The sequence below is a fragment of the Parabacteroides sp. AF17-3 genome (assembly GCF_003635445.1).
GTDB lineage: Bacteria > Bacteroidota > Bacteroidia > Bacteroidales > Tannerellaceae > Parabacteroides > Parabacteroides goldsteinii.
Genome location: NZ_QTMM01000002.1, coordinates 97,086 through 116,101, shown reverse-complemented (window position 1 = coordinate 116,101; position 19,016 = coordinate 97,086). Strand labels below are relative to the sequence as shown.

Below are 19,016 nucleotides of genomic sequence, written 5' to 3'. Positions count from 1 at the left end.
CCGCCCCTTATGTCAATGCGGAAGAGATAAACATATAAATCATCATCCCGATAATGTCGTTCGTGATGGTGATAAACGGTCCGGTAGCCAATGCCGGATCGATCTTCAGGCGGTCGAGCGTCATCGGGACAAGCGTACCGAAGATACTGGCGAACATAACGACGGCAAACAAGCTCAGGGAGACGGAAGCCGTTATCCCTTTGTCGCCCAGCATAAAGAAGTTATATACGAATACAACCAGACTGATGATGCTGGCATTGATCAACGAAACAATTCCTTCCTTTAATATCTGCGGAAGAATGTTATCCTGTTTCAATGAGTTGTTGGCCAGACCCTGTACCACGATGGCGGATGACTGTATGCCGACATTCCCCCCCGTTCCGCCGATCAGGGGAATAAACAAGGCCATTTTGGGATTACTCGCCAGATTACCTTCGAACCCCCCGAGGATAACTGAGTTTGCCAGTCCGCCGATCATACCGATCAGCAACCAGGGGAGGCGGGCGGCCGTCTGTGTAAATACATTATCCGAAGTTTCCACGTCCTGCGAGATACCGGATGCCAACTGGTAATCACGTTCGTGCTGTTCGCGGACTTCATCCATTACGTCGTCGATGGTGATGCGCCCGACCAGGCGACCGATACTGTCTACTACCGGCAAGGCTACCAGGTCATATTTTTCGATCGTTTCGGCAACCTCTTCGATACTGTCGCTTTCGCGGACCGAGATCGGCTCTTTCTTCATGACATGCTTGATCTTCGAGACGGACGGGTTGGTGATCAGTCGCTGTAGGGGAAGTACGCCTTTCAGCCGTTCGTCGTCGTCTATGACATATACATAATAGATTTCGTCCATATCTTCCGCCTGTTTGCGCATTTCATCGATACATTGAGGCATACTCCAGTTCTCGTTGACCACGATCATTTCCGTACCCATCAAACCACCGGCGGTATCTTCATCATATTTCAGCAGGTCGACGATGTCGCCGGCCTGTTCGACGTCTTCAATGTGCGAAAGGATCTCTTCCTGTGTATCTTCGTCCAACTCACGCATCAGGTCTACCGCGTCGTCGGTTTCCATATTGTCGACGAAGCGTTTGGCGATCAGTTCGTTGGGTAGTTCTTTCAGTAATTTATGACGGTCCTCTTCATCCAGTTCCATCAGGACGTCGGCGGCCTTGTCGCCGTCCATCAGCAAATACAGATAGATTGCTTCTCCAAGATTCAACTCCTGGTATAGTTCAGCAATATCTGCCGGATATAAATCGTGAAGCAAAGCCTGTGCTTTGGCATCATCTTTTTCTGCGATGATACTTTTCAGGTTGTCGATATAGTCTTTCGTCAGTTCAATCATTTCTGTCGTTTTTTGAAAAATGAATAACTCGTTTGTCCGGCATAAGTAAGTACCTTACGCTGTCTTCGCGGAATAAAGGAGAAGCAAAACTTGCCGTCAACTCTTCTCCGGGATAATGTATGTCGGCCAGATCCAGTATGGTATGGAAGAAATTGCTGGAACTTAATGACCGTCCTGTATTGCTTTCCAGTGTAATCTGCTTTTGAGGATATACCTGTTTATATTTTTCGGAAGTCCATAAAAATAGCGGAATATGCTTTTCGTAAACCGAAGAACTGCTCCCTCCGTGAAAGACCAATTCTTTTTCGTCGTCGTACAAATTTTCAGCGTGATCTGATATGTATATGACGGCACTGGTCGTTTGTTGTTCTCGTACCCGATTGATTATGGAAGATAGTATATGATCAGTATACCGGATAGAGTTGTCGTACGTGTTAACTAGTAACTCTTTGTTAGAAGGAGATAAGACTGAATAACTCATTGTCCCTTCCATAGCCGGTGTAAAGTATTTGAATGCCTTCGGATAGCGGAAATTATAACGGAAATGACTTCCGAGCGTATGAATAACAATAAGTTGGCGAGGGTTCTGTTTGTTTAATACCGTATCGAGGTGAGGCAATAAATTTCCATCAAAATTGGTCGCAGCATCAAAATCTGTCATCGAAAAGAAACTATAATCGGAATCTGCTGCAATTCGAGAAATGAAAGGACTGTCTGAAGATTGGTTGGCTATCCATGCGGTAGAAAATCCAGCCTCTGCGAAAGCATCGGTAAATGCTTTTTCTTTGTATCCCAGGTCGGCGTTTGGAGGAGTTGCCCTGGTGAGTATAAGGGGCAGGACGATTTCCGTAAGATTGGCAGTCGCATATACATCTTTATAGGATAGTATCTCCTTATTTTTTTTCAATTCGGGAGAGGTAGGGCGTTCATATCCGTTAATGGAAAAATTTCCGTAACGAGCTGACTCGCCGATGACAACAACATATAATTCTTTATCTGTCTGAAATTCTTTAGATGCTCCAAATGAGAAATGTTGTAATTCCTGTTGTAATGCTTTCTCTTTCTTTTGATTGGAATATAAACTATAGCTGACTGTTAATAAATCGGCCGGATAGGTTTTCTTATATTTTTTATTGAAATGATCGTTAGCGTATTCAAAACGGTTAATCACTCCCTGTTTGTAAGCCATCTGGTACATGATCCCGTATAAGCCGAGATTGAAAAAAATGAACATGACAGCTATTATTATCTTAGCCTTTGAAGTGAACAGGAAGTCATTCTTTATCCGGGTGAAAGTGATAAGGAAATAGCAGAACCAAATAAAACCGACAATAATGCAAATCCCTTTGAGAGAATATAACATTTCGAATGCCTCTCCCGGATTGGTGTGGATAATGGCCGAAATAAATCCTTCTGTTATTGGCATTTTGTTGAGGTACATGTGGGCTATTTCCAAAGGAGCTAGCAAGACAAACAAGCCTTCCAGCAGAAAATAGTAACGAAGTTTTAAGAATAATGCCGGAACAAAAAGGATTAAAACTGAGAAAAGCAGATAAGCGACTTTTTTGAATAAACTGTCTTCCAGGTCGCTTAACATAAATAATCCGGCAATATTCGGCAACAGCAAAATGGAAAACAGCAACAGAATCCATTTATAGTCGTTCGGTCGGAATATCTCCAGGAATATTTGCTTTACAGATTTCATTTTGAGGTTGTTTTATTCCAGTTTGTATGGAATACTTTTTACATGCTTTTCAGCCAGCGGTCCGCAATCAACGTCAGTTCGACGAACTGTTCAACCGAGAGCTGCTCGGGCCGTTTGTCGAAAACCGGCAGGGCGTAGTCCGGACAATCTTTTCCCAGCAGTGGTTTCATCGAGTTCCGGAGTGTCTTACGACGTTGGTTGAAAGAGGTCTTGACTACCGTTTTGAATAATTTCTCATCGCATCCCAGTTCTTTCCGGTCGTTCCGTACCATGCGGATGACTGCGCTTTTCACTTTTGGAGGCGGGTCGAATACGAATTCACTGACAGTAAAGAGATATTCTACCGTATACCAGGCTTGCAACAGGACGCTGAGGATACCGTAGGTCTTGCTGCCCGGTCCGGCTGCCAGACGTTCGGCCACTTCTTTCTGGATCATCCCCGAACAACAGGGCACGTGCTCTTTAAAGTCGAGGACTTTAAAGAATATCTGGCTGGAAATATTGTAAGGATAATTCCCGATCACACAGAACTGGCCGGGGAAAAGTTTGGAAAGATCCAATCGCAGGAAATCTTCTGCCAGGATACGCCCTTCAAGCGCCGGAAAGTTTTGTTCCAGGTAATCTACCGATTCCATATCCAGTTCCACCACGGTCAGGTCATGGCCCGCTTCCAGCAGGTATTGGGTAAGCACCCCCATGCCGGGACCGATCTCCAGAACCGGTAAATCTTTGTAGTCCGACAACGTATCGGCAATACGCTGAGCGATTTGTAAATCCTTCAGGAAATGCTGTCCTAATGCTTTCTTTGGCTTAACTAATCTCATCCAGTTCTTTGGTGTAAAATGTTCGTATTAAAATATAATGCTTATCTTTGCGGGTGCACAAAAATACAACAAATAATTTAAAGTATCCTACGTAGAATGAATTTTAAGAGTATCCTACAAACGTTTGTCAAGATATTTTTACCCTTAGCTTTTGGCTGTTTGCTGCTTTGGTTTTTATATAGTCATATGGATGTCACCGAGATATGGCGTGTCATCCGTGAGGGGGTAAGATATGATATCATATTGGTTTCTTTACTGTTCGGCCTGTTTGCCAATGTGGTTCGCGGATTGCGTTGGGGGTTGTTGATTTCCTCATTGGGCGAGCGCTTTAAAATGAGTAATATCATTTATGCCGTGCTGGGAAACTATGCCGTGAATATGGTGCTGCCGCGTGTCGGCGAAGTCTGGCGTTGTGGTATTATCACCAAGTATGATAAGATCCCGTTTACCAAGTTGCTGGGAACCTTGTTGATCGACCGTGTGAGCGATACGATCGTAGTGGGATCGATTACTTTGTTGATTTTTATTTTCAATTTCGACTTCTTTGTCAGCTTCTTTGCGAAGAACCCCGCGCTGCTGGAAGGTTTCCAGAAAATGTTCGATTCGATATGGATTTACGTCGGTGCAGTAATTTTAGTGGTCGGAATTTGGTTTGTTTTCAAATATATGAGTAACTTTACGCTGGTGCAGAAAGCAAAGGCGTTGTTGCTGAATGTATGGGACGGAATGAAGAGTATCTGGCTGCTGAAGCAGAAAGGACGTTTCGTGGCACAGACATTGATGATATGGGGTGGCTATTTCTGTTATTTCTATATAACGTTCTATGCATTCGACTTTACCCGTGATCTGGGAATAACGGTCGGACTGATTGCTTTTACCATGAGTAGCATCGGGGTTGCCGTCCCTGTACAGGCGGGAATAGGTGCCTGGCATTTCATGGTGATCGCTACGCTGGTCTGCTTTGGTGTCAACGAAAATGATGCTGCCGCTTTTGCCCTGGTGGTTCATACGGTGCAGACGGTATGGACGGTGTTGTGCGGTCTGTTCGGCATTGTGGCTCTGCCGCTTACGAACAAAGAGACACCCGCCGTTGTTTCAGAATAGATACTATATGTATAAAATAAGAGTTTTTAAAATTAAACATTAAGTCTATGTCAGCAGAAATCAAGAATCTTTCCCCGCAGCATGTCTGGGGTTATTTCTATGACCTCACACAAATCCCCCGTCCGACAGGACACATGGAAGCAGTCACTCGTTTTGTAGAAGCTTTTGGAAAAGGATTGGGATTGGAAACTTTGCGGGATGGAGCAGGAAACGTTCTGATCCGTAAACCGGCCACTCCCGGAATGGAAGGCCGCAAAACTGTAATCCTGCAATCTCACCTGGATATGGTTCCCCAGAAAAATTCTTCTGTGAAACATGATTTTCTGACTGACCCGATTGATGCTTATATAGATGGCGACTGGGTAACAGCCCGTGAAACGACATTGGGTGCCGACAATGGCATCGGTGCTTCGTTGGCTATGGCAGTGCTTTCTGATACGACTATCAAGCACGGACCGATAGAAGCTCTTTTCACGATCGATGAAGAAGAAGGAATGGATGGCGCTTTCGGTTTGAAGCCCGGTTTCCTGAAAGGAGAAACATTGATTAACTGCGATTCGGAAGAAGAAGGCGAATTGTTTGTCGGTTGTGCCGGCGGTGCAGACCTGAATATTTCGATTCAGTTTAAAGAAGATACTTATATTCCTGAAGGTGATGTGGCTGTAAAGCTGAGCCTGACAGGATTGAAAGGCGGTCACTCGGGTGTGGATATCCATTTGGGACGTGCCAATGCCAATAAATTAATGTTCCGTTTCCTGAAAGAGGCCGTTTGCGACTATGGGGCTCGCCTGTCGTCTATCGAAGGCGGTTCGTTGCGTAATGCGATTCCGCGTGAGGCATTTGCCGTTGTTACCATTCCCGGTGATAATGTGGAGGCTTTATGGGAGCTGGTGAGCGATTATCAGGATATGTTCCGGGAGGAATATAAAGGCATTGAGAATAATATCAGCTTTGTTGCCGATATGACTGATCTGCCCGGCACACTGATTCCGGAAGAGATTCAGGATGATATTATCAATGCGATTGAAGGTTGCCAGAATGGTGTGATCAGCATGTTGAGTGATTTCCCCGGAACGGTGGAATCTTCTTCCAACCTGGCCATCGTCAAATCATCCAATGAATTGATTGAAATAAAGATATTGGTCCGCAGTTCATCGGAGAGCCGTAAGGCCTCTGTTTGTTCAAGCCTGGAAAGTATATTTGCTTTGGCAGGAGCTAAGGTGGAATACGGCGGTTCTTATGGCGGATGGCAGCCGAACATCAATTCTCCGATTCTGAACGTAATGCAGCAGACATACGAGGAATTGTTCGGAAAGAAACCTTCGGTAAAGGTCATGCATGCCGGACTGGAATGCGGCATCATCCAGGAATCTTATCCTACAATGGATATGATTTCTATCGGTCCGGATCTGGAGCACCCACACTCACCGGATGAAAGGGTGAACATCGCGACAGTGCAAAAAGTGTGGGACTTCATTGTCGCTACGTTGGAAAGAATCTAAGTACGAAAATCTACCCTTTATACGAAAGGCTGCATTCCCGTTTTGGAGTATGCAGCCTTTTTGCCTATATTTTGGAACAAAAAGTGAAGTGTTTTGCCTATGTTTTGAAACAAAAATCGAGTGTCTTTGCCTATGTTTTGAAACAAATCAGTATATTTGTGTCTGAAAATCAATTCGTTTGATCAATGTTCCTTTTTATTATGTAGGCTCATTGGATGCGGTAATGTCCAAACATATAAAATCGGCTATAAACTAAAAAGGAAAGAAAAAAATTGTACTTTTGTGAGCTACATTAATAAAGTACAAAATAATGGCTAATGATGACTTGAAACAAGCCTGGAAAATTCCGGAGCCGACGCTTCGGAGATTGCCCTGGTATCTTGCTTTTCTGAAACTGATGAAAGGTAAGGGAGAGACGTTTGTATCATCTACCCAGATTGCTAAAGAAATTAATGTAGATCCCAGCCAGGTGGCGAAAGATCTTTCGTTTGTAAATATTTCGGGGAAAACCAGGGTAGGCTATGATATTTGTGCCCTTGTGGATGTGTTGGAGGATTTTTTAGGTTTTACCGCGCAGCACAAGGCCTTTTTATTTGGTGTTGGTAGCCTGGGAGCTGCTTTATTGCAGGACACCGGGTTGAATCAGTACGGTCTGGAGATCGTTGCCGGATTTGATGTCCGCAAGGAACTGGCCGGAACGGTAGTCAATGGCATTCCTGTATTTCATTTGGATGATTTTCCTGCCAAGCAAAAAGAATTCGGGGCGACGATCGGTGTTATTACCGTGCCTGTCGATAAAGCGCAGGAGGTGACCGAACAGATCATTGCCGGAGGAATCAAAGCCTTATGGAATTTTACCCCGTTCCGTATCCGTGTCCCGGAACATATTGTGGTACAGAACACTTCCATGTATGCCCATCTGGCTGTCATGTTTAATCGCTTGAACTCAATTAATCACTGAAATGAAGATTATAGCAGTAGGAATGAATTATGCAGAACACAATAAAGAGCTGCATCATTCGTTAGAATTATCGGAGCCTACTATCTTTATGAAATCCGATTCCTCCCTGTTGAAGGATGGAAAACCGTTTTTCATTCCCGATTTTTCATCGGAGATACATTATGAAACGGAGATTGTCGTGAAGATAGACCGGCTGGGTAAGAACATCGCCGAACGTTTTGCGCATCGTTACTATAATGAAGTAACAGTCGGTATCGATTTTACCGCCCGTGATCTGCAAAGAGAGTTGCGTGCGAAAGGATTACCCTGGGAGATCAGTAAAGCATTTGATAATTCGGCTGTTATCGGAACGTTTGTGCCATTGGACAGAGTAGGGGATATCAACCGTATCCCGTTCCATCTGGATATAAACGGTCAGAAAGTGCAGGAGGGAAATACCTCGGATATGCTTTTTCCGGTAGACAAGATTATCGCTTATGTGAGCCGTTTCTTTACCCTGAAGATAGGAGATTTGATTTTTACAGGTACGCCGGTGGGTGTAGGGCCGGTTAAGATCGATGATCATTTGCAGGGCTATATCGGCGAGCGGAAGCTTTTGGATTTCCACGTGAGATAACGGGAAATGAATGACTATGCTACGAATACTATATACATTAATAATAAGTATCTGCTTTTTTACTTCTGCCTGGACGGATGGTAGCAAATATGCAGCCAGTTCCGCATTGTCGTCCGGCAAATGGGTGAAGGTACAGGTTGAAGACAGAGGATTTTATAAACTGACATATGCCGACCTGCGTGGAATGGGGTTCTCTGATCCTGCCAAGGTTTCCGTGCATGGGTATGGCGGTTGTATGTTGGATGAAGATTTCTCGACTCCTTATATTGATGATGTTCCTGCCGTGCCGGTCTGGCGTGGCGACGATTTCCTTCTTTTCTATGGTTGTGGGGTTATCAAATGGGATTATGATAAAAGTACGGGAAGTTTTATTCATACCAATAACCCCTATTCCAATTACGGTTATTACTTCCTGACGGATGCGACGGGTACAAAAGAAATGGAATCTGTGGCGTCTGCTGCCGGTGCATCTCTGAAAGTGACGACTTATGATGATTATCTTCTGCATGAAAAAGACCTTGTTTCCGTTAATAACTCAGGACGTGAGCTTTTTGGAGAAGCGATGGATATGACCCTTTCAAGGGATTTTTCATTTAACGGTATAACCGGTATAACCAATGATGACGGTAAGGTCACGTTGCGCTTTATCGCCAAGCCGACAAGTGGTAACGGAAGTGTGACCATGAGCGTGGATGGAAACAAAGTGTTGGAAAGGAGTATCTCTTATAGCAGTACGGGCGGTAGTGAAACATATACTATGGCACGTTCGGTATATGAGGTCGTCGATTGGAAGGGGGACAAAAGTACAAATGTAAAAGTAAATGTAAGATACGGACAGTTAGGACATAAGAACGTACATCTGGACTTTATCCGTTTGCAGATGAAACGTGAACTGCAACCCTATGGCGTCTGTACTTTTTTCCGTAGCCTGGCTTCGGTAAATAACGCTTCCCGTTTCGTTATTCAGAATGCGAATGCGAATACGTTGGTCTTTGATGTGACTGATAAGCTGAACCCGAAACGGATGGAAACAGAATTGAGCGGAAGCGAATTGTCTTTCTCTATTCCGGCGGGAACGTTGAGGGAATTTGCCCTGGTGCAGCGAGACCAGACATTACCGTCCCCTGAAGTGATAGGCGATGTGACGAATCAGGATTTGCATGCTTTGCCGCAGACAGATATGGTTATTATCGCTCAGTCAGGTTTGGCTTCGCAGGCAGAACGTCTGGCCGAAGCACATCGTACCCGTGACGGGTTGACCGTTCAGGTCGTTTCTCCGGATGCGATTTATAATGAATTTTCCAGTGGAACCCCGGATGCGACAGCCTACCGTCGTTTTATGAAGATGTTTTATGACCGGCAGACTTCGGAGGCCGACGCCCCCAAATATCTGCTTCTTTTCGGTGACGGGGCGTTTGATAATCGCTTCATTACTTCAAGTTGGCAGAATGTGGCAAAGAACAATATGCTGCTGACTTATCAGACTGAGGAATCTTTGGATGATAAATCATATGTGGTAGATGACTATTTCGGTTTTCTGGATGACAGCAATAACGGAAAGGGGTTGGTGTCAGCCAGAGTGGATATCGGTATCGGACGTTTCCCTGTCCGGACATTGGCCGAGGCGACCAATATGGTGGATAAGGTTATCAACTATATGGATAATAAAGAGACCGGATCGTGGAAGAATAACGTCTGCTTTGTAGCAGATGACGGAAGTAATGCGGACGGTTACATGATACAGCATGCTCAACAGGCTGATGATCTGGGCGAATATATAAATACCAGTCATCCGGAGTTCATGGTAAACAAGATTTATTTTGATTCTTATAAAAAGGACTTTTCCGGAGGTTTAAGTACCTATCCCGATGTAAAGACGAATCTTCAGAAACAGCTTAAGAACGGATTGTTGCTGATCAATTATACAGGTCATGGTAATACCGTATCCTGGAGTGATGAAAAGGTATTGACAGAAAGTGATATAACGAAATCAACTTATACCCGTCTGCCTGTGTGGATTACGGCGACTTGTGACTTCTGCCGTTTTGATGCTCCGGTTACTTCTGCCGGCGAGCAGGTATTCCTGAATAAGGTAAGTGGTGGCATCGGTTTGTTTACTACGACTCGTGTGGCTTATTCCAGTCCTAACTTTTCTATTAATGACAACTTGATCCGTAACTTGTTCGAGAAAAAGAACGGACGCCGGCTAACGTTGGGTGAGGTGATGAAAGCAACCAAACAGGCATTGGGTTCCAGCCGTTATAAGTTGGGATTCGCTTTGATCGGCGATCCCGCATTGAAGCTGGCTTATCCGGAGTACCGGATGCAGGTGACGGCAATAAACGGGAATCCGGTAACGGACGAACCGGTCGATTTTAAAGCATTGCAGAAGATAACGGTGGAAGGCGAAGTATTGGATCCGGGAGGAAATATTGCAACCGGCTTTAATGGTCTGCTGAACCCGACCGTCATGGACAGCCGCCTTTCTTATGAGACATTGGATAATAATAAGACCGGAACGAAATTCAAATATACAGATTATTCAAACATACTTTTTATTGGTAACGATTCAGTTCGTGCCGGAAAGTTCAGTTTCACGTTTACTGTGCCGAAGGATATTTCTTATTCGAATGAGTTCGGTAAGATGAATCTCTACGCATCGGATGAGACAAATAATCTGGAGGCGCAGGGTGCTTATCTGAATTATAGGGTCGGAGGAACCGATGATAACGCGGAAGACGATCATGAGGGGCCCGAAGTTCGTGCATTATACCTGAACGATTCGACATTCGTCAGTGGTGGCCAGGTCAATACAACCCCGTTCTTTGTGGCGCGTCTTTGGGATAAGAGTGGCGTGAATATAACGGGTAGCAGCATCGGTCATGATATGATGCTGATTATCGACGGCGATCCTTCGTTCAGCTTTAATCTGAACAGTTATTATGAACTGATTCCGGGAAGTGACGGAGAAGGGATCGCGAAATACCTGATCCCTGCCTTAACGCCGGGAATCCATACCGCGGAGTTTAAAGTCTGGGATATACAGAACAATTCGACGACATATGAATTTGAATTTGAGGTAGTCGAGGGGTTGAAGCCTTATCTGTTGGAGTTGACGGCATCGCCCAGTCCGGCACGTGAACAGGTGGAGTTCCATTTGTTCCATAATCGTCCGGAAAGCCAGCTGACAGTCGGTATCATGGTGTACGATATGATGGGACGTCTGCAATGGAAGCATCAGGAGACCGGCGCTTCCGAACTGTTCAAGTCCTATACGGTAACCTGGGATCTGACGAATAACCGGGGAGGACGCCTTCGTCCCGGGGTGTATATTTATCGTGCGGCGATCAGCTCGGGTGGCTCCAAAGAGGCAACAGACGCAAAGAAATTAATAATCCTCGCACAATAAAGTAATATAAAATCAGTTTATATGTTGGTAGGGTAAATTTTATTTACCACGTTTTTAACAGATATAGTATGATAAAAGAATTAAGAATCAGTACATTTATAGTAGTATTCAGCCTTTTGGCTGTATTATCCGTGTGGGCTCAGAAGAAAAATACATTTGCTCCGGTTAATACTGCAGTGCCTTCGCTATCAATTGCACCTGATGCACGTGGTGGCGGTATGGGTGATAACGGGGCGTCGACTACTCCCGATATAAACTCTCAATATTGGAACCCTGCTAAATATGCGTTTATGTATAGTAAGGCAGGCGTTTCTTTGTCATATACTCCCTGGTTGCGTAAGTTGGTCAACGACGTGGCTTTGGCGAATCTGTCCGGTTACTATAAAATCGGTGATAGCGATTTGCAGGCTGTCGGTGCTTCCTTGCGTTATTTCTCGTTGGGAGATGTACCCTATAATCCTATTACCGGAGAGTCGACAGGTAATTATTCCGTTAGTCCGTATGAAATGGCTTTCGATGTAAGTTATAGCCGTAAATTGTCTGAATCTTTTTCGATGGCTGTGGCCATGCGTTATATCCGTTCGGATATGGGAACCGACCCGGCTGATGAAAGCCGCGTGCCCGGTAATGCCTTTGCTGCGGATATTGCGGGTTATCTGGAGAAGTATGTGATTCTGGGTAACAGTGAATGTTTGTGGAGTTTCGGTTTCAATGTGTCTAATATTGGTACTAAAATCTCTTATGACGGGGGAGAGCATAATGAATTTATTCCGACAACACTTCGTTTGGGTACCGGTTTGCTGTATCCGATCGATGATTATAACCGGATCGGTTTGTATCTGGATTTGAGTAAGTATCTGGTTCCGAGTCTGCCTTATTTGCAGGAAGGGTATACGGATGAAGAAAAACAGGAATATGATGATAAGAAAACAGAATATAATAATGTATCCGGTATCTCCGGTATCTTCAAATCTTTCGGTGACTCGCCTGACGGTTTCAAAGGTGAATTGCAGGAAGTGATGGTCTCGATCGGTGCCGAGTATAGCTATAACGAGCAGTTTTTCCTTCGTGGAGGTTATTTCTATGAGAATGCCAATAAGGGTAACCGTCAGTATTTCTCAGTCGGAGCCGGTTTCCGCATGAGTGTATTCCAGTTGGATGCAGCCTATCTGGTAAGTACCGTTCAGAGTAATCCGTTGGACCAGACACTCCGTTTCACACTGTCGTTTGATATGGACGGGATAAAGAACCTGTTCAGATAATTGAAGATTGAATATTAAGAACTGAAAATTATGAAGATACGGGTTGGTTTCGGCTATGATGTGCATGCGTTTGTCGCTGACCGTGAGTTGTGGTTAGGAGGGATTCGAATCGAACATTCAATGGGGTTGCAAGGGCATAGCGATGCGGATGTGTTGATACATGCCATTTGTGATGCTTTACTGGGGGCTGCCAATATGCGCGATATCGGTTATCATTTTCCTGATACGGCTGAAGAGTATGAAGGCATTGACAGTAAAGTTTTACTATATGAAACAATGGAGTTGCTTCGTGATGCCGGCTATACGTTAGGTAATATAGATGCAACGATCGCAGCTGAAAAACCGAAATTGAATCCGCATATCCCGCTGATGAAACAGACATTGGCCGAAGTGATGGGAGTAGATGCAGAGGATATATCCATCAAAGCGACTACTACGGAAAAGCTGGGTTTCACCGGACGCCAGGAAGGGATAGCCGCTTATGCTACTGTCTTGATTCAGAAATGACAATGTCTTTATGATGAACTTCGCAGGGGATGGTGAACCAGAAGGTGCTTCCTTCCCCCTCTTCCGATTCGACTCCGATCTCTCCGTTCAGACGTTTTACAATTGTCAGGCAGATAGATAATCCCAATCCTGTACCTTGTATGAAATTGTCGAATTTGGCAAAACGTTCGAACACGTGCGGAAGGTTTTCTTTGGAAATCCCTTTGCCGGTGTCGGAAACATAAAAACGCAGGCCGCCTTCTATTTCTTCATATCCCATTCTTATAGTTCCTCTGAAAGTGAATTTGCAGGCATTGGTCAGAAAATTGGTTATGACCTGTGTCAGGCGTGTCTTTTCCGAATAGATAAAACAGGGATGTACGGGTGTTGAACATTCCAGTGTTACTTCTTCTTTTGTCCGGCTTTTGAATGTCTGTGCCAGTGTGGTGAATAACGAAGAAACATTGATGTTGGAGAAGGTAAAATCCAATTGGCCGGCCTCTATCTTTGATAAATCCAGTATGTCGTTGACCAGTTGGAGCAATAGCTCGTTATTGGTTTCGATGATATTACAGAATTCGGCAGTGTCTTCCGGACTTTCCGAATGGGCGATCAGGTTGGAAAAGCCGACGATGGCATTGAGCGGAGTGCGTATTTCGTGGCTCATGTTTGCCAGAAACGCAGATTTCAGCCGGTTAGCCTCTTCCGCTTTTTCCTTTTCGCGACGTTCGTCTTCCTGTTTTAGCTTTTGGATATAAAGCCGGAAGCGCAGGACGGCAATTGTTGCCAGCAGGATAATGATTGCAAATGCACTGAACAGATGTATTTTATATTTCTGAAAGAATGTCGGTGGCTGCTGGTAATAAATGGCATTGGGGGGAAAGCGGGACGGTTCGATGCCGTGATTGAGCAGATGCTGGTAATTGAGATAGGTGTGCGGCTCCCCTCCGATATGGGTTTGGATATCCCGGGCTGCGGTTCCTTGCCATATTAACCGGACGGTGGCAATAACAGATTCGCTGAAATCATTTTCCGAGATATAATGTCCCCCGGCAAAATTGCCGGTCTCGATGTTCAGGTCTGCCAGAAGATAGACCGGTGGCAGGGAAAAACTGTTGATCATCTTTTGCATGTTATCGATCAGGTAATGATTCTCTTTGGAGTTCTTGAAGACAAACCAGGAGTAATAGATGATACCTGCTTTCTGGTCATATATACTTAAGCTGTCCAGCAGATTTTCGGTAGAGAGGGCTGGAGTGGACAACACTTCCAGTTTTAATTCGGGATAATTTGCCTGTATTGTTTTTGAAAGCTCCTGCTTGGTATATAAACTGATGTAGCGGTTGTCGCAAATAAAGATTATTTTTTTCAGTTCAGGCTGTAGCTTCTTGATTGTTTCAATGGTCTCTTTTACGAAAAGGGGCTGGATTAGTCTGGTTGTATTGTATCCTTTTATCTCATCTTCCGTGAGAGCCATATGTTCGATAGTTTCCAGGTCTCTTTTCAATAAATATTCTATTTTTATCGGGACCAGTTCCTGCGAATGGCAGATGATGGAAGGTACATTTTTCCATTCATTATCGAAAAGGGGACGGCAGAGCAACCAGGCCGGATCGCCTATGCAAACAACGACTTTGGGAGGGGTGGGGTATTTATTACGTAATATTTCCAGTTTCTCATTTACATCTGTCGTATCTTTTATAGCAGGGATAGATAACTCCTCGCCAAGCACTGTTATATGTTCCTGGGAAAAAGTTTTATTGATTGCTTCGTAAATACCTTGCGTCCATACTTCGTTAAAGTTGATGGAATGGATAACTAAAATATAATCGTCCTTATCGTCCGGCAGGGCATACATGGAACGATCAATCAGTAGTATAAGGGATAATATGAAAAAAAGTCTTTTCATACGAACTAGTGTGATGATTAAAATAGTTATGAAAATCAGTCTGTTTCAAGCAAAGATATGTATTATTCTTCGTTCTATTGCTTATCCCGCTGTTAATTTGTAGTTTTGAACCAAATAAAATGTAATGAATTATGAAGAATAATGACTGGAAAGACCGTTTGGGTGTGATGTATTCCACAAATCCGGATTTTCAATATAATACAGGGGATGAGGAAGAAGAAGATACACTTCCCAAAGAGAAACAACAATTGCGTATCTCGCTGGACAAGCGGAACCGGGGTGGTAAAGCCGTTACATTGGTGACCGGATTCCGTGGTACGACAGAGGATATGGAGGCTTTAGGTAAATTCCTGAAGGTAAAATGTGGGGTAGGCGGTTCCGCTAAGGACGGAGAAATCATCGTACAGGGAGATTTGCGTCAGAAAGTACTCGAAATCCTCCAAAAGGAAGGCTATGTAAAGAGCCGGATTATTTGAGGAGATTCAATATTAAAACCTCTCATTAATAATTAAAACTATGCTGACTGTTTACAGAGCTTCGGCGGGAGCCGGAAAAACCCATAAGCTGACCGGTGAATATCTGACCTTGCTGTTTGGCGGGACGGGAGCCTATCGCCGTATCTTAGCGGTGACGTTTACCAATAAGGCTACCGATGAGATGAAAAGCCGTATTGTGGAGGAACTTTACAACCTCTCTTCCGGTCGTAAGTCTGATTATGTGGAATCTTTGCGGGCAACCTATGCACTGACCGAAGAACAAGTCCGTAAACAGGCAAAAAAGATATTAACCGATATCCTGCACGATTATTCTGCATTCAATATCAGTACCATCGACCGTTTCTTCCAGCAGACTATGCGTGCTTTTACCCGTGAAATAGGTTTGCAGGGTGGCTATGGCATTGAAATGGACCAGGAGCTGGTGCTCACTTCAGCTGTCGATAACCTGCTGGCTGACCTTGAAAAGCCGGAAAGTAAGGAACTGTTAGGCTGGCTGCTTCGTTTCGCCGAAGATAAGATAGAGAATGGAGGCGAATGGAACCTCCGTAAAGATATCATGTCCTTGAGCCGTGAAGTTTTTAAGGAAAGCTACAAGGCATCCAGTGAAGAAGTCGCTAAAGATATCGAGGATAAGGAAGCACTCGAAAACTATAAAAATGAGTTGTTCGGTATTATCCGTTCTGTTGAAGCCGAAGCGAAACGATTGGGCGAGAGCGGTCTTGCCTTACTCAATAAATATGCCATCCGTACAACCGATTTTAAGGGAGGAAGCCGTTCTCCGCTAACCCTGCTGGACCGTCTGGCGAAAGGTGAGATGAAAGAGCCGACAGCCACCTTTATCGGCCTAGCCGATAATCTGGAAGGCTGTTTTACCAAAACAACTCCGATAGGAATGCGTCAGGTCATCGGTTGTGTTTTTGAAGACGGGTTGAATGATTGTATTAAACGTATCATCGTCCTGTTCTCTAATCTGACCGCTTATAATACGGCCCGTGAAATCGTACGTTATTATTATACGCTGGGTATCCTGACCGACGTTTCCCGCCAGATCGCCTCCTATCGGGAGGAAAAGAATGTCATGCTGATTGCCGATACGACCGAGCTGCTGAATAAAGTGATCGGAGGCAGCGACGCCCCGTTCATCTACGAAAAGACCGGTACGCACGTCGATCATTATATGATTGATGAATTTCAGGACACCAGCGGCATGCAATGGAACAACTTCCGTCCGCTGATCGAAGAAAGCCTGGCACACGACCGGGCCAATCTGATTGTGGGAGACGTAAAACAAAGTATCTACCGTTTCCGCAACTCCGACTGGAAATTGCTGGATGAACAGGTGCAAGCCGATTTCTCGCAGGAAGAAGTACGGGAAGAAACATTGAAGGAAAACTGGCGCAGCTGCCGGAATATCGTTGAATTTAATAATACATTCTTTACCGCTATCCCCGGTGTCTTGCAAAGCGTATATAACGAAAGCCTGCTGACCTCTTCGCTGAGTGAAGAACAGCGTGCCGCCTATCTGACAAAGATCATGTCGGCTTATACGAAAAGTTATCAACAGGTTCCGCCGCCGTTCAAACAGAAAGACGGCCATGTCAAAATAGAATTTCTTGCCGGTGATGAAGAGAAAGACTGGAAAGAAGAAGCCCTGGACCGTCTGCCCGGTGTGGTGGAACAATTACAGGATAACGGTTATGCCCTGAAGGATATCGCCATTTTGGTCCGTACCAATATGGAAGGGGCGATGGTGGCTGAAAAGCTGCTTTCCTATAAGGAGGCAAACCCTTCCGATCGTTATCATTACGACATAATCTCCGACGACGCCCTGTTTGTCAGCGGATCGCCGGCTGTTCGTTTTATGGTTGCCCTGTTGCGGTATCTGAGAAATCCGGAAGATAAAATCAATGAACAGACAGCCTTGTACTCTTACCGGATTTTACAGGGAGCGACGAAGGACGAGAATCTCTCGGAGGCATATTCCGTAACCGTTTCCGGCCTGGCTTTTCCGCCGGAGATTGCATCGGAGTTGCAGACTCTTTCCCGCCAGTCACTGTATGAAATATCAGAAGGACTTTTCCGTCTTTTCTCCGGAGAATTTCAGAATAACGAACAGGTCTTCGTTCAGGCGTTTCTCGATATGGTATCGGAGTATACCCAAAAAGAAAGTGCCGATCTGACTCGCTTCCTGAAATGGTGGGATGAGACGGGATACCGTAAAACAATCGCTACCCCGGATGCGCAGAATGCTATCCGTATCCTTACCGTCCATAAGTCGAAAGGACTCGGATTCAAGGTCGTCATTATCCCGTTCGGCGACTGGGAGATAGACCATAAGCCCAGCAAACCGGTTATCCTGTGGTGCAAACCGGAAACCAAACCGTTCAACCGGCTGCATCTGGTTCCTGTCCGCTACAGCCAGTCGCTGGGAAATACCATTTTTGCGGAAGACTATTTCCGTGAGCGGTTGCATGCTTTCATTGATAATCTGAATACATTATATGTCGCTTTCACCCGCTCCAAAGACGAACTGATCGTTTTTGCTCCCCGTCCGAAAAAGATAAAGGAAGAGACCGGCGAAGTCGAAAAGATATCTTCCATGGCCGATGCTTTATGGGCAGGCTTGTATCTGGAGGTGAAGGATACCCGGGAAGGAGACACGCTTGTTTCATTACCTTCTTCTTTTGATACGAAAGAAGGGATCTTTGAACTGGGTAGTTGGTGGCATCCCGCAGCAGCAAAGCAGGATGGACACAGTCCCGAGGAGATCGCGATGGCTCGTATCAACTCTATTTCCCCCGACGACCGTTTACAGCTTCGTCTGCATGGCAAAGGCTTTTTCTTTGATAATGCCCGCCGTAAGCACGGTGCCCTGATGCACGAGGTGCTCAGCCAGATACGGACACAAAAAGATATCTCCGCAGCCGTCGAAAGCTATCGTTTGGCCGGTGTCATCAATAAGGATGAAGCAGAGTCGCTGATTGTCCGGCTGGAAGAATTGCTGGAAATGCCGGAAGTGCATCCTTGGTATGACGGGACGGCCCGTGTGCTGAATGAAGTCGATATCCTTTTCGGAAAAGGACTGTCCAAACGTCCTGACCGGGTTATGATATCGGAAGATAAAGTCGTGGTGATCGACTATAAATTCGGTGAAATTCAGGATAAGAGATATCATAGCCAGGTGAAGAATTATATGAAACTGATCCGGCAGATGGGATATGAAAAGGTAGAGGGTTACCTGTGGTATGTGGAACTGGGAGAAATAGAGGCTGTAGCCTGTCCCCGTGCTTGACACGGGGTTGTCGAAGAACCGGCAAATCTAAATAGAGGATGCGGTCGGTGTCTCTGCGATCCTGTGTCAGGCATGGGATCAGGGGATATGTCAAC

At 45.1% G+C, this 19,016-nt stretch carries 13 protein-coding genes; 9 read left to right on the top strand and 4 right to left on the bottom strand.

Translation table 11 applies throughout. The annotated features are described in order from the left end of the window. Positions 1-7: 7 nt before the first annotated feature. From mgtE to rsmA, 3 genes are read right to left on the bottom strand one after another with little or no spacing between them, the layout of a single operon-like run. Positions 8-1,354, bottom strand: a complete 1,347-nt coding sequence (gene mgtE, locus DWW91_RS02740; protein ID WP_009859966.1) for a magnesium transporter — start codon at positions 1,352-1,354, stop codon at positions 8-10. After that, on the bottom strand, positions 1,347-3,059 hold the full coding sequence (locus tag DWW91_RS02735) for a phosphoethanolamine transferase (RefSeq protein ID WP_122326889.1): 1,713 nt from the start codon (positions 3,057-3,059) through the stop codon (positions 1,347-1,349). Before DWW91_RS02735 ends, mgtE begins: the two co-directional genes overlap by 8 nt. Positions 3,060-3,097: 38 nt before the next feature. Then, positions 3,098-3,883 (bottom strand): 16S rRNA (adenine(1518)-N(6)/adenine(1519)-N(6))-dimethyltransferase RsmA, encoded by a 786-nt coding sequence (gene rsmA, locus DWW91_RS02730; protein WP_122326888.1) that lies wholly within the window; start codon positions 3,881-3,883, stop codon positions 3,098-3,100. 96 nt (positions 3,884-3,979) lie between these two features. Between rsmA and DWW91_RS02725 the strand changes: the two genes are divergently transcribed. The 7 genes from DWW91_RS02725 (at position 3,980) to ispF (ending at position 13,244) form a co-directional block, all read left to right on the top strand. After that, a complete protein-coding gene (locus DWW91_RS02725) occupies positions 3,980-4,987 on the top strand; it encodes a lysylphosphatidylglycerol synthase transmembrane domain-containing protein (RefSeq protein WP_009859964.1) in 1,008 nt (335 codons plus the stop codon). Between the two features lie 47 nt (positions 4,988-5,034). Next, positions 5,035-6,489, top strand: a complete 1,455-nt coding sequence (locus DWW91_RS02720; RefSeq protein WP_010800831.1) for an aminoacyl-histidine dipeptidase — start codon at positions 5,035-5,037, stop codon at positions 6,487-6,489. Between the two features lie 310 nt (positions 6,490-6,799). Further along, positions 6,800-7,450, top strand: a complete 651-nt coding sequence (locus DWW91_RS02715) for a redox-sensing transcriptional repressor Rex (RefSeq protein ID WP_046146104.1) — start codon at positions 6,800-6,802, stop codon at positions 7,448-7,450. 1 nt (position 7,451) lies between these two features. Next, complete coding sequence (locus DWW91_RS02710) at positions 7,452-8,066, top strand: fumarylacetoacetate hydrolase family protein (protein WP_046146105.1); 615 nt, start codon at positions 7,452-7,454, stop codon at positions 8,064-8,066. A 16-nt stretch (positions 8,067-8,082) separates the two neighbouring features. Further along, complete coding sequence (porU, locus tag DWW91_RS02705) at positions 8,083-11,475, top strand: type IX secretion system sortase PorU (RefSeq protein ID WP_199722541.1); 3,393 nt, start codon at positions 8,083-8,085, stop codon at positions 11,473-11,475. 68 nt (positions 11,476-11,543) lie between these two features. Continuing rightward, the gene (gene porV / locus DWW91_RS02700) at positions 11,544-12,737 is read left to right on the top strand and encodes a type IX secretion system outer membrane channel protein PorV (protein WP_122326886.1); all 1,194 of its coding nucleotides are present in this window, start codon (positions 11,544-11,546) and stop codon (positions 12,735-12,737) included. A 30-nt stretch (positions 12,738-12,767) separates the two neighbouring features. Next, positions 12,768-13,244 (top strand): 2-C-methyl-D-erythritol 2,4-cyclodiphosphate synthase, encoded by a 477-nt coding sequence (ispF, locus tag DWW91_RS02695; protein WP_009859958.1) that lies wholly within the window; start codon positions 12,768-12,770, stop codon positions 13,242-13,244. Here ispF and DWW91_RS02690 read toward each other — a convergent pair. After that, positions 13,222-15,132, bottom strand: coding sequence for a HAMP domain-containing sensor histidine kinase (locus DWW91_RS02690; RefSeq protein WP_122326885.1), 1,911 nt, complete (start codon positions 15,130-15,132; stop codon positions 13,222-13,224). The genes ispF and DWW91_RS02690 overlap by 23 nt on opposite strands. Before the next feature lie 131 nt (positions 15,133-15,263). Between DWW91_RS02690 and DWW91_RS02685 the strand changes: the two genes are divergently transcribed. Both DWW91_RS02685 and DWW91_RS02680 read left to right on the top strand, forming a co-directional pair. After that, positions 15,264-15,608, top strand: coding sequence for a translation initiation factor (locus DWW91_RS02685; protein WP_122326884.1), 345 nt, complete (start codon positions 15,264-15,266; stop codon positions 15,606-15,608). A 40-nt stretch (positions 15,609-15,648) separates the two neighbouring features. Next, positions 15,649-18,921, top strand: coding sequence for an exodeoxyribonuclease V subunit beta (locus tag DWW91_RS02680; protein WP_122326883.1), 3,273 nt, complete (start codon positions 15,649-15,651; stop codon positions 18,919-18,921). The last annotated feature ends 95 nt before the right edge of the window (positions 18,922-19,016 follow it).

Bases quoted from the DNA above. Each gene is read 5' to 3' on its own strand.
- mgtE (WP_009859966.1), bottom strand. From the start codon at position 1,354: ATGATTGAACTGACGAAAGACTATATCGACAACCTGAAAAGTATCATC.
- DWW91_RS02735 (WP_122326889.1), bottom strand. From the start codon at position 3,059: ATGAAATCTGTAAAGCAAATATTCCTGGAGATATTCCGACCGAACGAC.
- rsmA (WP_122326888.1), bottom strand. From the start codon at position 3,883: ATGAGATTAGTTAAGCCAAAGAAAGCATTAGGACAGCATTTCCTGAAG.
- DWW91_RS02725 (WP_009859964.1), top strand. From the start codon at position 3,980: ATGAATTTTAAGAGTATCCTACAAACGTTTGTCAAGATATTTTTACCC.
- DWW91_RS02720 (WP_010800831.1), top strand. From the start codon at position 5,035: ATGTCAGCAGAAATCAAGAATCTTTCCCCGCAGCATGTCTGGGGTTAT.
- DWW91_RS02715 (WP_046146104.1), top strand. From the start codon at position 6,800: ATGGCTAATGATGACTTGAAACAAGCCTGGAAAATTCCGGAGCCGACG.
- DWW91_RS02710 (WP_046146105.1), top strand. From the start codon at position 7,452: ATGAAGATTATAGCAGTAGGAATGAATTATGCAGAACACAATAAAGAG.
- porU (WP_199722541.1), top strand. From the start codon at position 8,083: ATGCTACGAATACTATATACATTAATAATAAGTATCTGCTTTTTTACT.
- porV (WP_122326886.1), top strand. From the start codon at position 11,544: ATGATAAAAGAATTAAGAATCAGTACATTTATAGTAGTATTCAGCCTT.
- ispF (WP_009859958.1), top strand. From the start codon at position 12,768: ATGAAGATACGGGTTGGTTTCGGCTATGATGTGCATGCGTTTGTCGCT.
- DWW91_RS02690 (WP_122326885.1), bottom strand. From the start codon at position 15,132: ATGAAAAGACTTTTTTTCATATTATCCCTTATACTACTGATTGATCGT.
- DWW91_RS02685 (WP_122326884.1), top strand. From the start codon at position 15,264: ATGAAGAATAATGACTGGAAAGACCGTTTGGGTGTGATGTATTCCACA.
- DWW91_RS02680 (WP_122326883.1), top strand. From the start codon at position 15,649: ATGCTGACTGTTTACAGAGCTTCGGCGGGAGCCGGAAAAACCCATAAG.